The sequence below is a fragment of the Oceanobacillus sp. MO10714A genome (assembly GCF_037072045.1).
In the GTDB taxonomy this organism is placed as follows: Bacteria; Bacillota; Bacilli; order Bacillales; family Amphibacillaceae; genus Oceanobacillus; species Oceanobacillus indicireducens.
In genome coordinates, this window is the sequence record NZ_JAXHDC010000029.1 from 30,218 (window position 1) to 44,611 (window position 14,394).

A 14,394-nucleotide genomic window follows, 5' to 3' on the forward strand; every position below is an offset into this window, starting at 1 on the left:
TATAAATGTCTAAGTGATAGTGAGTATTGTGCAATTAATATCTTGCACTGCAATCGCACCCTGTTCCGTAAGATATTACAAGTATCTCATATAAAAAATTATATCCCATCATTATTAAGTTTTTTCAGTATTGATTATATGTTATTATAGGTTAAATGAAAGTTATTCTAATTGAGGTGATTTTCTTTCATAAACACGTGTTAAAAAGAATGGTATTGATGATTTTTTCTATCAGCCTAGTAGATGTGGAAATTCAGAAGCTAAAACAAAAAAATTTAACCTATGAGGATATAGTAAATTTAGCTACTTGAGAAAGTGCAGTCAGAAATCGCTGAACGAAGTAATATAGAATATAATATTTCTAGTATAGATTATAGAAATGATTTGAGAAGTAGTTTAGATATTATAATGAGAGAAAATGGAAAATATATAGAATTTGTTGTTTATGATAAAGAAGATAATCTTCGATTTGGAGTAAAACGTTATAGATTAAAAGATGATGAATTAGTGAATATAAACGGTCATCCAGACATTGACTTTGATTCTATAGAGTAACAAGAGCCCGATTATATAGAAGAAAAAGGAAAAATAATTTAGCAGTAATTAATTAGATAAAACTATAGGAGGTAATAATATGAGTAAAGAAGTGACTAATGAGCATATTTTACAAGCTATTACTGAATTGTCAAAAGAAACAAGGGATGTAAAACAAGAGGTAAATGATTTAAAACAAGAGGTAAGAGATGTAAAACAAGAGATAAAGAAAAATGCTGATAAAATCGACAAGTTGGATGCTAAAGTAACCGTATTATCAGAGGGGTTACTAGACACGCAAGCAGAAGTAAAAATTCTTAAAAATGCAAAATGATAATTGCAACGAAAAGCAATGTTTTGAGTTAAATGGTTCCGATTAGCGTGTGGAATTATGGTTGATTGGCGTATATTAAACTAACTATAAAATTTATAGGCCCGTTTCCTCCAACAAACGGGCCATTTTACGTAATAAAAGCTGTGTATTTTACGTACTAACTGAAAGAATAACAGGAGTGACTATAGAAAGGAGAAATAAAATTATGCATGATAAAAAAATACAGAACCTGACCACACAGCAATACGGGTTGCATTGTGGCGTACTTTGCATGTACAGGTCGATTCACCACCATATGTGCTTGATAGATGAGATCGGCTTACAATTGATTGCTCCTGACAATGAATGGCGCCAAAGACCCGACATGGATCAAAAGTTTTCTAGGGGTTTCTGTGCTTCTAATGTTGCACTTTTTTGTCATCTTATTTTCTTAAAGCGTCTACAGTAAAATGAAAGTTGTGAAGTTATAAATACTCTTAAAGTTATGGGTATATTGTTAATAATAGGTGGTGTTATAATATTAAATACTACAAAAAGTAATGAAACAGCGACAGAACCTTTAAAATAAGGTTCTGTCTTTTATCGTTAAACTAAACTGCCCCTTTAGTTTAAGTGCATTTCTTCACAATTCCACATAAATATCCAGTCTTGTTTAAAGTCTTACTCCCGTTCTGCCATTATGGCTGGGTATAACAAAATATGTTGAAAACATATGCTTCAACCTAGGGCCTTGCTTAGTAATCATGATATTAGCTAAACGTAAGATAAAGAAGAATGAGGAACGATGTAATAAATAACAATTTATAAGAAGTTTTGAGAGCGTTACCACACTTGATTTGGTAACATTTGATGCTCCAGAAAAATTTGAAATTTTATAAGCTAACTACAGATACAATTTATATATCTACAGATATTACCTAATATATATATATTCAGTTGGGTTTTTTGTAGTTTGGATAATTTTTTTAAAAAAATTTTACTTATTTTTGCCATTTCTTAAAAATACTTGTTGAAAGTTATGAAGAGGGAAATCTTCACCCATCTTTGCAGTTACAAAGGGAGAGGAAATAAAGCCACATAACAAACTTGTCCATGCGTAACTCCGTGTTAAGCATGGGTTACTTATTGGAGCGTTGTTGAAGATGCATGTAATCGCTTGCAGCCGAAGCTTATATAATCCGTTTTACCTTTCAAGATTTGAACACAAAATGATTAGTTTTCTCCTTTCATTCATCATATCTTTGTTCTTTGACAAAGAAAGCACGGAAGATAACGCCGTGCAATATAAACAAAAACCAGATATGTTCTACTGATGATGAGCTACTAGATTCATACTCCATGACTCCCAATAGGGATGAGCGATAATCAATGAATCTCGCGCAATCGTGGTAGATTGCTGATGAAGACTTATCAGTTAGGGCATTTTTGTTTTTTTCATTAATTTTGGTAGGGAACAATATAGCAGGAAACATAGGTTGATTATTAGGCATTTTTCTCGGACAGATATGTACATGTGGGTTTAGTAAAAGGTGGTTAGTGTAGTTAAAAATAGAAAGAAGGAATGTTTTTAAGGAATGAATTGAATCGAAAATTGCACTTTTCTGAGATAGGGGAAAAACTAGTAAAAGTCACCTATGGCTTGATGGCAGATAATGTGTATACAATGGACTATGCTATTCCTGAATTGATAAAATTTATTAATTTTCTTGAGCTAGAACAGCGGGCCATAATGCTTGAAATTAATCGAATAGCGGAGAATTAACTGATTAAATTTTGATAAAGACGGTGAAGTCCTTTAATTTACTTACCTTTCCTTTCAATGACTCTAAGAAAATAAAAAAATCACTACTTGAACAAGTGGTGATCTTTTCATGATTGTATATCCATATATTACTTAACTGTATGCAGGCTCTGCCATATGAGACAGTTGACAGTATACTACTTACTTTTTATCTATTCCATTATTGGATAAAGGAATTGTTATGATCACTTTCACACCTTGTTGAGAAGTATTTCTTTCAATCTGAAATGTTCCTTTATGTGCTTCAATAATTCTGGATACCATAGGCAATCCCAAGCCATGCCCTTTTTTGACCTTATTTATTCTTTCTGAAGCATAAGGTAAAAACGCTAATTGAGAAATAACTTCTTCGGGAATACCTATTCCATCGTCTTTAACAATTAAATAATACACCGAAAGGTCTTCGGATATTTGTGTTTCTATGACGATATTGCACCCTTCAGGATTATGAGTAATACTATTTTGTACTAGATTCGTAATAGCACGTGCCAGTAATTTTTCATCGGCAATAATTTTTCCTTCATCATTAGAAATTTTTAAGTCAATCGTATATTTCTCTTCTAATCCTCCATTCAAAAATTCTGCTGCTACATTCCGTACGATGACAGAAGGTCGCAACTCTTTTAAATCTAGTGGTTGCATTTCATACTCCAACATTGAAATTAAGTTTAAATCATTGACAAGTTCTCGAATTTTTTCCGTACGACGTCTAATGATGGAAGCCTGCTCCTTTTGTTCATCAGGCAAATTTTTATTATCTTCCAAATCACTTGCGTAACCTAATATAACGGATAAAGGAGTTCGTATATCATGAGAAATACCAGCAATCCAATTGGACCGTGCCGCATCTCTTTCTTTTAACGCTTGTTTATTTTCTTGAATATTTGAAGATGTTGCATTAATACTTCTTGCTAAATCGCTGAATAACCCTTTTGTATCTAAGTTTACTTTTTTCTCTTTACTTAAATCATGAATACCGCTAATTAATGGACGAATCCCCTTAATGAACTTTGTACTGATAATAATAGAAATAAGTATCGCTACCACTATATTCACGATCACTAAAATCCCTATTCTTAATGGAATGGACTGTGCCCCTTCTGACCAAAATTGTATTTGGTATTTCCATAAACTAGCTTTGGGATAGCCAACTACTACTAATCCATCTTGGTGTTCCCAACTGTATACCGGATATTCATTCAAATAGTACCTTGAAAACTTCGCAACGTCTGTAAGGCTATAGGAATGTGGAATATCACTTGGTAAATCATATTCCCATACCACATTGCCGTCATCATTTATTAACATTGCCCACATATCGTTATTTTGGAGAAACGTCTGACTACGATTTTGTAACGTATATTTATCATCTTGTAATGTTAAATCCTGTGTTACACCTTTCATTACTTTTTCTGGAGAAGGGGTATTGCTCATTTCATCGCTAAATATCAAGGTTCCTAATAGAATAAAATTGACAATAACCAACAAAAAAGCAATTAATATTGTAATCATGAGATAACGACGTATTATTCGAATTACACCAGCCATTTAAACTCATTCCTCTTCTGCTTGCAGTTTGTATCCAAGTCCTCTTACTGTTAATAAAAATTGAGGTTTGGAAGGATCAGCTTCAATTTTCTCTCTAACTCTTCTTATATGAACCATCAGAGTGTTCTCATAACCAAAGTTATCTTCACCCCATAGAAATTGACATAAAGAATCAATGGTTACAATCCTGCCTTTGTTTTCATAAAGTTTTATTAATATTGCATGTTCTTTCGCTGTTAATTGTAACGTACGCTCACCTTTTTGTACCGTTGCACTTTCTAAATCGATCATTGTTTCTCCTAATTGAAATTTGCTAGTCAGATTGGTTTCTTGAGGGGCATACACTCGTTTTAAAACAGCTGTTAAACGTAATACAAGTTCCCGAGGAAGAAAAGGCTTCACGATATAATCGTCTGCACCAAGCCCTAAACCAAGTAACCGATCATCTCCCTCATCTCGAGCAGTTAGAAATATCACTGGTAAATCACTAAATTTCCTTATCGATGACAACAAAGTGAATCCATCTCCGTCTGGTAACATCACGTCCAATATCGCAATATCTGGTTTAACAGAATGGAATGTTTCAATTGCTGTTTTATAATCTTTGGCTGGATATATCTGCGTAAACCCATTTTTTCGTAGTATATCTTCTATCATTACTCTTATTTCCTTTTCATCTTCCACAAGTAGTATTTTTTTATCATTAATATTATTCATAAAATACCTCCGCAACATTTCATTCATATTAATAAATATACCAAAAATAAAAAATGGAATTACAGGCTGTAATAAGTTTACTATAATACATCATGATTTAAACAATTAGCATGTTAATCTTGTTTGCCCAACTTGTCTTTGTTGGCCTATATTGGGTCGCAGGAACTTTACTATCCTTGCAAGGTTCATTTCCTGTGGAAATAATCGGATGGACATTAAGAGGCTGGTTTGCTTCTTTATCTATTATTACTTTTCAATTAGGTCTTTCACTCCGCTTACGTAGTTTTGCTACCCCGATAGGAATAAGCTTGTGTGCCGTCTTTTTTGGTTTATTGATGTATGTATCACGTGTAGGTGTGCTTTTTCCATTTTCTTTACTGACGATTGGCTTAAGTGTACTTAGCCAGGATAGCTTAGCAGGGATGCAAAATATATTATTTTGGGTAATGACTATTTTCTTCATTGTACTATTCTCCAGCCTATCTATTCGCCATTTGAAAACAAAAGATATTGTTTCATCTTAATTTACGAGGAGGTTCTTATATGAAATTTAAGTTATGGAAAGTCATACTATTGATTGTTGGTTTAGTAATGATTATTGGAATAGGCTCATTGGTACTTTTTTATGATTATGATAAACTCTCTCATGATCATCCAAAAGGGAAAGATATGTATTATACCGTCATTACTAGTGAAGGAACGAAAGACAGTGATGATCGATACACTTATGAAGTGATGGCATATGATGAAAATGCAAAAGAAAAAGAGCTAGAGTTTTCGGCAAGTAATCAACTTAGAGAGGGCGCTTATATTCAACTCTATTATACAAGATTTCGGGGAGTTACTTATTGGGAAGAAGTTGACTTAGAAGAATTATCTGCAACAGTTCAAGAACAATTTGAATAGAAGCTATAAATATGCATAATAAAAATTCTATGTCCTCTTCCATCAAACACATCAACCAATAGATGAATTTTGATTCATGTGTTTTCATTTTAATAGAACATCATTATGTATGGCAATAAGAATTGGCAGAAAAAACTCACCATAGAAAAGACCGACCTGATAATCCCGACAGATGTCGCCATTTGTTCAATTTCTGATAGAAGATGACTGGATAGTAAAACTGTTATTCCATAACGGGATGGTAAAGATTTAATAAGTTCCCTCATCTCACCAATACCTGATGGATCAAGCCCATTGGTTGGTTCATCCAAAATTAATAATTTGGGAAACGATAGTAAGGAGATAGCCATTCCTAATCGTTGTTTCATACCTAAAGAGTATTGGTTTACTTTCTTATCTTTTTGCTTTTCTAATCTGTCAATACGAAGTACTTCATCAACATTTTTCCTTGGGACATTTCGAAGACGTTTCATAACGAGCAGGTTCTCTAAACCTGTTAAATGTCCATAGTAAGATGGAGACTCCACTAAGGAACCCGTATTCTGTAAAATAGATGCCCGAGACTTACGAAGATTCTTTCCAAATACCTGAATGTCTCCTGCAGAAGGTTTAATCAAACCTAATAACATTTTGATAGTTGTTGTTTTGCCCGCCCCATTTGGCCCCAAAAAACCATAAATTTCACCTTCTGGTACGTGAAGGTCAACATTGTTTACACTTTTAACAGCACCATGTGTTTTGGTTAAATTTTTTGTTTGTACTATAATCGGTTTATTCATCATGTCATTTCCTCCATATCATTATGATTAATGTAAGTATAACGAGTGAACCTTGCGCCTTCCTGAAAGCTACCTGAAGATTACCTTAAGAATTTAAAAATCAAATTCATTCACTTCACTTGATCAACTAAAAAGGCATATTCAGAGTTCCATTAATCAAAATTATTAAACCAGCAAGTATGTAACTTTTTCTTATTGAGACATGTATTTTTAAAGAATAATTGCTTGAATAATTTGGTCAAAATTGGAAATTGCCTTTTGCGAGAGAAATAGGGATTTGGAACATTAAGTATCTTTTTATTAAAAAACCTAACTTAACTCTTAAATTTTAAGTGAAAGTTAGGCTTATTTTCTTTCATGAGGAAGGATATATTTCAAAGAATCCAGCTGTTAAACTGAAAGAACCAAAATTAGAACAACAAATTCCAAAGTTTCTCTCCAAACTTGAGATTGAACATCAACACGGGTGGTGTCATACTCCAATGGTATCTTGGGAAACGCGATGATGAAGGAAGATCGTTCATTTAGGCTAGCGAAAAAATAAGGTATAATAAGTGTATGGAGTGACGGAGGTGCGTCATATGTCTATTCCTGATAAAATCATAAAAGAAATTGATATGTTAAGTGAACAAGAACAGCAAAAGGAACTAGATAAAATTAAAGAAATATATATGGCTGAGGACGTTGTTTTATTGGGGGAAAACTACTCCTGGTGGGATAACGAAGCGGATGATATATACAGTGAGCAGTAAAAAGAAGCAGGGTGAAGTTTGGTTGGCAGATGTTCTATTTAAAGGCATACGGCAAACTAAACAGTGCTAATGTTTTATTGTCGGCAACGAATTAGCCTTGGATATAGATGTTATTATTGCACCAGTTACCGATCAGGAAATCAATTTGTCCCCAATTTGTCAAAGTCTTAAAGTATTGGGAAGAAGCCGGATTATTAAAACCGTCAGTTTGTACGTACTTCCAAAATTACTTCCATTCACGACACAGAATTGAAACGTCATTTGGGAGAATTACATAGCCATGATCTTGAAAACGTATTAAATATGTGTAGATAGTTATTTTAATATTTAGTTATCAATTCAACAATAGGGTCTTTTAATTGAATGAAGCATTTAGATTTATATGATAGGGATGATAAGGTGAATATTAGACCAAACAAGAAAACAGAAGTCAATAAATTAGTAGAGATATGGTATGAGGGTTCTTTAATAGCACACGACTTTATTGATAAGAATTATTGGAAATCACAGCAAACGAAGATGGAAGAAAAGTATATCCCAATGTCTGAAACCTATGTTGTAAGTAATGAAAAAGACATTGTCGGCTTCGTATCGATGATGAATAATTATTTGGCTGCATTATTTATTGATGTTAAGCATCAAGGTGGAGGATATGGAAAGGGCTTGTTAGATTTTGTTAAAAGGCAAAGGGAAAATATACAATTAAAAGTATACAAGAAAAATAACAAAGCTGTTGATTTCTATTTAAAAAATGGCTTTGTAATAAAAGAAGAAACATTAGATGAACAGACTTCCGAGGAAGAATATTTAATGGAATGGGAAAAGGATTAAGTGTCGTTTGACGAGTTTGCTGTTTATTTAAACAATGGTATATCGTGATGAAAATGAATATACATCTTTTTGAAAGTAGGGCTATCAATGACTATGTTAACAAAGGCTATAGCAGAAGATATTGTGAACAGGACGATGCGGATACTTACTCATAATATTAATGTAATGGATCAAGACGGCGTGATTATAGGAAGTGGTGAAAAAGATAGATTAGGTCACTTTCATGCGGCAGCACTTCAGGTAATTCGGGAAAATAAACGAATAGATATAGATCACGTTAAAAGCAAGCAGTTACCGGGAACGAAACCTGGGATTAATTTGCCGATTGTGTTTGAAAAAAAGATTGTCGGCGTGGTAGGTATTACAGGTCGTCCCGAAGATATTTCCCAGTTTGGAGAGTTAGTTAAAATGGGAGCGGAACTTACCTTGGAACAGGCTGCACTCACTCATCAATTACAGTGGGAAGAACGTTTGCGTGAAGAATTAGTTTTTGAGGTCATTAACGATCAGACGAATGATTTATTAATCGAGAGGGCAGCTAGAATGGGGATTGACTTACGCACACCGCGCATCGCAGTCCTTCTCCATTTTATGTCTGATGAGAATGAAAGAGAGTTAGCAAAAATTAAGCAAGATAGTTTAACTTATTTAAAAAATTATTGTGATACAAATGATCTTGTCGCAAGCGTGCAAACGACTAAAATAGTGATATTAAAACAATTTTCTGAGTCTCAATCCATTGAATCATTGTATAAAAGAATAGAGGCATTACTTAAGCAGTTAACATTTAGATCAAATGGACAGTGGCAAGCCAGTATTGGTAATCCATTTTCCGAGTTAGAAGATGCGAAACGTTCATATCAATATGCTCGAGAAGCTTTGGCAGTGGGGACGATACTATATCCCGAAAATACAATTTATGTTTATGACGATTTATATTTATCTATTCTTTTACATGCCAATCGTTTGCCTGCTGATTTTTCAAAACACTATCATTCCCTCGTTATGGAAGATCAAAGTGGTGATTTGCAAACGACGCTAGAGACATATATTGATAGTCAAGGGGAGTTATCTCGTGTTGCAGAGAGATTGTTCATCCATCGTAATACGCTGAGTTATCGACTGGAAAAAATTAAACGTATTACCGGGAGAGACCCTAGAAACATACATGATTTGTTAAATTTGTATATCGAACAAATAGCATATAAATTACAATCTTAAATTGTGCAGATGACTTAAAGTATAATCTTTTATGTGCCTTCTTTTGTTTATTTGCTTAATGTAATCGCTTTTGCAAAACGATACAATAGTATTATCATCATGATTATAATACAAAAGGAATGACACTAGATGGAAATAGAAGTAAGCGCTTTAGGCGCTATCATTGCACTCGTTATTGCTATTTTTCTTATCCTTATTAAAGTACCACCGGCATACGGGATGGTAGCAGGAGCATTGTTAGGTGGTCTTTTTGGCGGAGTCGGTATAGAAGATACAGTGACGCTCATGATTGAAGGAGCTGAAAGCATTATTCCGGCTGTTCTTCGTATATTAGCGGCAGGAATTTTAGCAGGGGTCCTTATTCAGTCGGGAGCAGCATCAACAATTGCTGAAACAATAGTTCAACGGCTAGGTGAAAAGAAAGCGCTTTTGGCTTTAATACTTGCTACCTTGTTATTAACAACGGTTGGTGTATTTATTGACATTGCCGTCATAACTGTGGCGCCGATTGCTTTAGCGATTGGACATCGAGCTGGGCTTTCAAAAATGGCTATACTCATCGCGATGATTGGTGGAGGTAAGGCTGGTAATATTATGTCACCGAACCCTAATGCTATTGCAGCATCTGATGCTTTTGATGTACCGTTAACGTCTATCATGGCTGCGGGAATTATCCCCGCTATGTTTGGTATTGTGGTCACATACGTGATTGCTAAACGACTAATAAACAAGGGAAGCTTTACAACATCAGAAGAACTACAAGCAGCAAGTGGCGAGAAAGCACCATCATTTCTTCTAGCCATCATCGCCCCTTTAACAGCGATTGTTTTACTTGCCTTGCGACCTCTATTTGATATTATTATCGATCCAATGATTGCGCTTCCCATTGGTGGAATCGTTGGAGCACTCGCAATGGGAAGAATGAAACGTATAAATGAATACGCTGTACTGGGGCTTGGAAAAATGACAGGGGTTGCTGTCATGTTGCTTGGAACTGGGACGCTTGCAGGAATTATTTCTAATTCAGCCTTGGACCAAGTCATCACGAATGGACTTGAAGCCCTTGGTCTTCCAGCTTATATATTAGCTCCATTTTCGGGCGCACTCATGTCCATGGCTACTGCTTCAACAACCGCTGGAACGGTGGTGGCGAGTAACGTATTCGGCTCAACGATTATGGAACTGGGAGTTGCCGGTTTGGCAGGTGGTGCGATGATTCACGCAGGAGCAACGGTGTTTGACCATTTGCCACATGGTAGCTTTTTCCACGCCACAGGTGGTAGTGTATTTATGGATATGAAAGAACGAATGAAATTGATCCCTTATGAATCACTTGTTGGTTTAACCTTAGCCATTATTTCAACACTCATCTTTGGTGTTTTTAAGTTATTTATCTAAAATGGAGTTTTAAAAGGCTTAGTGATATCAGAAATAGATGTTGTTTAATGACTTCTCTACTAGTTTTAGTTATTACGATAAGAAATGGAGTTGACCCTTATGAAAATAGTCATTGCTCCTGATTCATTTAAGGAGAGTATTACCGCTTTAGAAGCGGCTGAAGCTATTGAAACAGGTTTTAAAAAAGTATGGCCTGAAGCCACTTATCTAAAAGTTCCCATGGCGGATGGGGGAGAAGGGACGGTACAATCTCTTGTTGATGCTACTGATGGGAAAATTATAAAGCAAACTGTGACAGGTCCGGCGGGAACTCCTGTTGAAGCTTTTTACGGCATAACGGGGGATGGAAACACAGCTATAATCGAAATGGCTGCCGCTTCTGGTTTACATTTGATTAAAAAAGAATCTCGCAACCCACTTCAGACAACGACAAAAGGAACGGGGGAATTAATTTTAGCTGCACTTGATCAAGGAATTGATCATATGATTATCGGAATAGGTGGTAGTGCGACAAATGATGGTGGTTCAGGTATGGCTCAAGCTTTAGGAGCTAAGCTGCTCGATAAAAATGGAGAGCAGATTGGCTACGGGGGCGAAGCATTAAGTCAATTAAAATCTATTGATCTAGCAGACTTAGATCCGCGTTTAGCCAATGTGACGGTTGATGTAGCGTGCGATGTCGACAATCCCTTGACAGGTGAGCGCGGTGCTTCGGCTGTATTCGGCCCACAAAAAGGCGCCACACCTGAGATGGTCGCCAGATTAGATCAAAATCTTACGCATTACGGTTATGTTTTGAAAAATGAACTAGGACAAGATGTGATGAATATGCCCGGGGCCGGTGCAGCCGGGGGGTTAGGTGCAGGATTTGTAGCGTTTTTGAATGGACGGCTCAAACGCGGCGTCGATATTGTTATCCAGTCTGTAAAGTTAGATGAATGTGTACGAGATGCTACGCTTGTCATCACAGGTGAAGGTAAAATCGACGTTCAGACGATTTATGGAAAAACGCCCATCGGTGTCGCAAACATATCGAAAAAATACGGCATTCCGGTCATTGGTATTGCTGGTGCGATAGGTCATGAAAGTGACGCTATTTACAATCATGGAATTGACGCCATGTTTTCCATTGTTCCTGGTGCAGTGACATTAGAGGAATCTTTGGAACAGGCAAAAGTCAATACGATGAAACTCTCTGAAAATATTGCCCGAACGCTAGCCATGAGCGGACATTTAACAGTTGAAAAGTCATAAAAAAAAACGAGCCGTCTGCTCGTTTTTTTTATAGTTGTTGCTCATACATTTTCTGCCGACCATATTCAATTCCGGGAAATCGATATGGTTGAATCGTTAAAAGGGGTAGAATAGTTTTTAATCAATTAATATCTTTAGTTTGCCCAACTGGCTTGTTGTTGGCGGTGGGCATCGTCATCGTTATTATAAACCAGCCGAGCTGATTGCGGCGTTGGGTGAAGCGTTGGAATCAAATGGAGATCTGAATGGGAAAACAAAGTTGATAGAGTATTATAAAAAAGCGCATTCTCGTAAAAGTGCTTTTAAAGCAGAGTTTAATGCTTTATAAGAGGAGCATATTTACCTTTTATAAAAGGCAAAAAAACATCTAAAAATATAGTTCCCTACTAAAAACCATACCAAGAAAAAATTTTGGTAGGGGACTTAAATAAATTTCCTGTATAATAATGTTAAATGACAAAAAAGATATTCCATTACAATAATGTTGTTTAAACACAAACGGGCTGGATTGTTTGATAGTATATTTTAAATTCAGAGGAGATGAATGATTATGGACTTTTTAAAAAAGGGAGATACAATTGGTATATTTACTCCTTCTTCCCCTACAACAGTTACAGATAAATTGCGTTTTGAACGGGCAAAGTCTTTTCTAGAGGAGAAAGGATTTACTATCGCTGAAGGAATTTTAACAGGTCGAAAGGACGGCTATCGCTCGGGATCACCTAAAGAGCGTGCAGAGGAATTAAATAAGCTAATAAAAGATCCTAGTGTGAAGATGATAATGTCAACTATTGGAGGAACAAACTCGAATAGTGTGTTGCCATATATTGATTATGAAGCATTTAAACAAAACCCTAAGTTAGTGGTTGGGTATTCTGATGCTACAGCTATTTTACTTGCACTTTATTCAAAAACAGGCATACCAACGTACTATGGTCCTGCATTAGTCCCTTCATTTGGAGAATTTGAACCTTTGGTAAATGATACATATCATTATTTTGAGCAATATTTTATGCAAAAGAATGAGATGCCTTACGAAGTACCGACTCCAGCTTTTTGGTCGGATGAACCTGTAAACTGGCTAGAAAAAACGACAGAGAAAAAGCTTTATAAAAACGAATGGGTCACTGGGCAAAGTGGAATTGCAGAAGGTAGATTAATAGGTGGTAATGTCAATGCTATGTATGGATTTATTGGCTCTCCCTATTTTCCTGTGATTAAGCAAGGGGATATTTTAATGATTGAGGATTGTATGAAAAACGCTTCAATTGTTGAGAAAAACTTCGCTATGTTAAGAGTGCAAGGTATTTTTGACAAAGTTGCTGGTATTATCCTTGGAAAACATGAACAATACGATGATCTAGGTACAGGAAAACAGCCATTAGATTTACTGGTAGAGCAATTAGATGGATTAGATATACCGATTTTAGCTGAATTTGATACATGTCATACCCACCCTATGCATCCACTGGCCATTGGTAAGAAAGTTAAATTAGACGCTGGAAATAAAAAGGTTTTTTGTACGGAAGATTGGTTAGACTTCTCTACTTGTATTGAAAATTAATCTACTGTAATCGGTCGCGATTGTCGCACAAAAAGTTGTTTCAGAATCGGGCCATTTAACGTAATAAATGCAGAAGTTTATTTGTAGAAAGTTGAATGAACCATGAACCTAAAATAAATTAAAAGGGAGCTTGGAAATGGATATACTAACTATTAAAGAGCTTCATTCCCATGAAGAAATCCTTGAAGCTTTTCCATTGCTGTAAAGGAAAAGTAAGCTTATTCATGAATAGGGCGCGATTGTGGGACAGAAAGGATACACATACTAGTTATGTGCTATCCTTTTTTAGTTTTTTGAAAAGAGTTTAGGGATGAACCCTTAATTTCTTTCCACTCATATAAATTACGCCCGTTTGTTGCAGTATTATCCAAATCATTAAGTCCATTTCACAGCGTGGCTCGGACTAAAGGAATCGATTTTTTCTAATAATTCTTTGGGATCTGGGGAGATAATTATCATTTCTCGATAATCTTTATTCATAAACCCCTGTTCAATCGTATGATCTAACATGGTAATTAGCGGATCGAAAAAGTTATTTACATTTAGCAATCCACAAGGCTTTGCATGATAACCCAGCTGTGACCAAGTAAATACTTCAAACCATTCTTCTAATGTTCCTGCGCCCCCAGGCAAAGCGACAAATCCGTCCGCTAATTCTGCCATTTTTGATTTACGCTCGTGCATTGTATTAACAACATGTAGCTCTGATAATTGATCATGAGCAATCTCTACAGCTTTTAATTTTTGAGGAATCA

Annotated in this window: 15 protein-coding genes and 1 pseudogene; 12 read left to right on the plus strand and 4 right to left on the minus strand. The window is 35.5% G+C overall.

Annotation, left to right across the window (positions count from 1 at the left end):
• Positions 1-315 precede the first annotated feature (315 nt).
• From SPD53_RS13635 to SPD53_RS13645, 3 genes are all read left to right on the plus strand, one after another.
• Positions 316-555, plus strand: coding sequence for a hypothetical protein (locus tag SPD53_RS13635; RefSeq protein ID WP_336252900.1), 240 nt, complete (start codon positions 316-318; stop codon positions 553-555).
• A 79-nt stretch (positions 556-634) separates the two neighbouring features.
• Positions 635-868, plus strand: a complete 234-nt coding sequence (locus SPD53_RS13640; RefSeq protein ID WP_336252901.1) for a hypothetical protein — start codon at positions 635-637, stop codon at positions 866-868.
• A gap of 1,561 nt (positions 869-2,429) precedes the next feature.
• Positions 2,430-2,630, plus strand: a complete 201-nt coding sequence (locus tag SPD53_RS13645) for a hypothetical protein (RefSeq protein ID WP_336252902.1) — start codon at positions 2,430-2,432, stop codon at positions 2,628-2,630.
• A 180-nt stretch (positions 2,631-2,810) separates the two neighbouring features.
• Here SPD53_RS13645 and SPD53_RS13650 read toward each other — a convergent pair whose 3' ends face one another.
• Both SPD53_RS13650 and SPD53_RS13655 read right to left on the minus strand, forming a co-directional pair.
• The gene (locus SPD53_RS13650; RefSeq protein ID WP_336252903.1) at positions 2,811-4,217 is read right to left on the minus strand and encodes a sensor histidine kinase; all 1,407 of its coding nucleotides are present in this window, start codon (positions 4,215-4,217) and stop codon (positions 2,811-2,813) included.
• A gap of 6 nt (positions 4,218-4,223) precedes the next feature.
• Positions 4,224-4,934: a response regulator transcription factor gene (locus SPD53_RS13655; protein WP_336252904.1), complete on the minus strand. Its 711-nt coding sequence runs from the start codon at positions 4,932-4,934 to the stop codon at positions 4,224-4,226.
• A 110-nt stretch (positions 4,935-5,044) separates the two neighbouring features.
• Here SPD53_RS13655 and SPD53_RS13660 point away from each other — a divergent pair, with 110 nt between their 5' ends.
• Entirely contained in the window at positions 5,045-5,458 is a 414-nt protein-coding gene (locus SPD53_RS13660; protein ID WP_336252905.1) for an ABC transporter permease, read from the plus strand.
• Between the two features lie 19 nt (positions 5,459-5,477).
• Positions 5,478-5,840 carry a YxeA family protein gene (locus SPD53_RS13665; protein WP_336252906.1) on the plus strand — a complete coding sequence of 121 codons (363 nt, stop codon included), beginning with the start codon at positions 5,478-5,480 and terminating at the stop codon, positions 5,838-5,840.
• Positions 5,841-5,998: 158 nt separating this feature from the next.
• On the opposite strand, the pseudogene SPD53_RS13670 reads toward SPD53_RS13665, so the two are convergent.
• Positions 5,999-6,619 (minus strand): annotated as a pseudogene (locus tag SPD53_RS13670) (ABC transporter ATP-binding protein); the annotation flags it as partial.
• Between the two features lie 581 nt (positions 6,620-7,200).
• Between SPD53_RS13670 and SPD53_RS13675 the strand changes: the two are divergent.
• The 7 genes from SPD53_RS13675 (at position 7,201) to SPD53_RS13705 (ending at position 13,639) form a co-directional block, all read left to right on the plus strand.
• Positions 7,201-7,371, plus strand: a complete 171-nt coding sequence (locus SPD53_RS13675) for a hypothetical protein (RefSeq protein ID WP_188859630.1) — start codon at positions 7,201-7,203, stop codon at positions 7,369-7,371.
• A 363-nt stretch (positions 7,372-7,734) separates the two neighbouring features.
• Positions 7,735-8,202, plus strand: coding sequence for an N-acetyltransferase (locus SPD53_RS13680; RefSeq protein ID WP_229782801.1), 468 nt, complete (start codon positions 7,735-7,737; stop codon positions 8,200-8,202).
• 87 nt (positions 8,203-8,289) lie between these two features.
• Positions 8,290-9,423 (plus strand): sugar diacid recognition domain-containing protein, encoded by a 1,134-nt coding sequence (locus tag SPD53_RS13685; protein WP_336252907.1) that lies wholly within the window; start codon positions 8,290-8,292, stop codon positions 9,421-9,423.
• A 129-nt stretch (positions 9,424-9,552) separates the two neighbouring features.
• Positions 9,553-10,821 (plus strand): GntP family permease, encoded by a 1,269-nt coding sequence (locus tag SPD53_RS13690; RefSeq protein ID WP_188859631.1) that lies wholly within the window; start codon positions 9,553-9,555, stop codon positions 10,819-10,821.
• Between the two features lie 99 nt (positions 10,822-10,920).
• Positions 10,921-12,075: a glycerate kinase gene (locus SPD53_RS13695; protein ID WP_336252911.1), complete on the plus strand. Its 1,155-nt coding sequence runs from the start codon at positions 10,921-10,923 to the stop codon at positions 12,073-12,075.
• 139 nt (positions 12,076-12,214) lie between these two features.
• The gene (locus SPD53_RS13700; RefSeq protein WP_336252908.1) at positions 12,215-12,403 is read left to right on the plus strand and encodes a hypothetical protein; all 189 of its coding nucleotides are present in this window, start codon (positions 12,215-12,217) and stop codon (positions 12,401-12,403) included.
• A 222-nt stretch (positions 12,404-12,625) separates the two neighbouring features.
• Entirely contained in the window at positions 12,626-13,639 is a 1,014-nt protein-coding gene (locus tag SPD53_RS13705) for a S66 family peptidase (protein WP_336252909.1), read from the plus strand.
• Between the two features lie 375 nt (positions 13,640-14,014).
• Here SPD53_RS13705 and SPD53_RS13710 read toward each other — a convergent pair.
• Positions 14,015-14,394 (minus strand): TIGR00730 family Rossman fold protein (locus tag SPD53_RS13710; protein WP_336252910.1); only part of this gene is annotated, 380 nt, incomplete at its 5' end.

Bases quoted from the DNA above. Each gene is read 5' to 3' on its own strand.
- SPD53_RS13640 (WP_336252901.1), top strand. From the start codon at position 635: ATGAGTAAAGAAGTGACTAATGAGCATATTTTACAAGCTATTACTGAA.
- SPD53_RS13645 (WP_336252902.1), top strand. From the start codon at position 2,430: ATGTTTTTAAGGAATGAATTGAATCGAAAATTGCACTTTTCTGAGATA.
- SPD53_RS13650 (WP_336252903.1), bottom strand. From the start codon at position 4,217: ATGGCTGGTGTAATTCGAATAATACGTCGTTATCTCATGATTACAATA.
- SPD53_RS13655 (WP_336252904.1), bottom strand. From the start codon at position 4,934: ATGAATAATATTAATGATAAAAAAATACTACTTGTGGAAGATGAAAAG.
- SPD53_RS13660 (WP_336252905.1), top strand. From the start codon at position 5,045: ATGTTAATCTTGTTTGCCCAACTTGTCTTTGTTGGCCTATATTGGGTC.
- SPD53_RS13665 (WP_336252906.1), top strand. From the start codon at position 5,478: ATGAAATTTAAGTTATGGAAAGTCATACTATTGATTGTTGGTTTAGTA.
- SPD53_RS13675 (WP_188859630.1), top strand. From the start codon at position 7,201: ATGTCTATTCCTGATAAAATCATAAAAGAAATTGATATGTTAAGTGAA.
- SPD53_RS13680 (WP_229782801.1), top strand. From the start codon at position 7,735: ATGAAGCATTTAGATTTATATGATAGGGATGATAAGGTGAATATTAGA.
- SPD53_RS13685 (WP_336252907.1), top strand. From the start codon at position 8,290: ATGACTATGTTAACAAAGGCTATAGCAGAAGATATTGTGAACAGGACG.
- SPD53_RS13690 (WP_188859631.1), top strand. From the start codon at position 9,553: ATGGAAATAGAAGTAAGCGCTTTAGGCGCTATCATTGCACTCGTTATT.
- SPD53_RS13695 (WP_336252911.1), top strand. From the start codon at position 10,921: ATGAAAATAGTCATTGCTCCTGATTCATTTAAGGAGAGTATTACCGCT.
- SPD53_RS13705 (WP_336252909.1), top strand. From the start codon at position 12,626: ATGGACTTTTTAAAAAAGGGAGATACAATTGGTATATTTACTCCTTCT.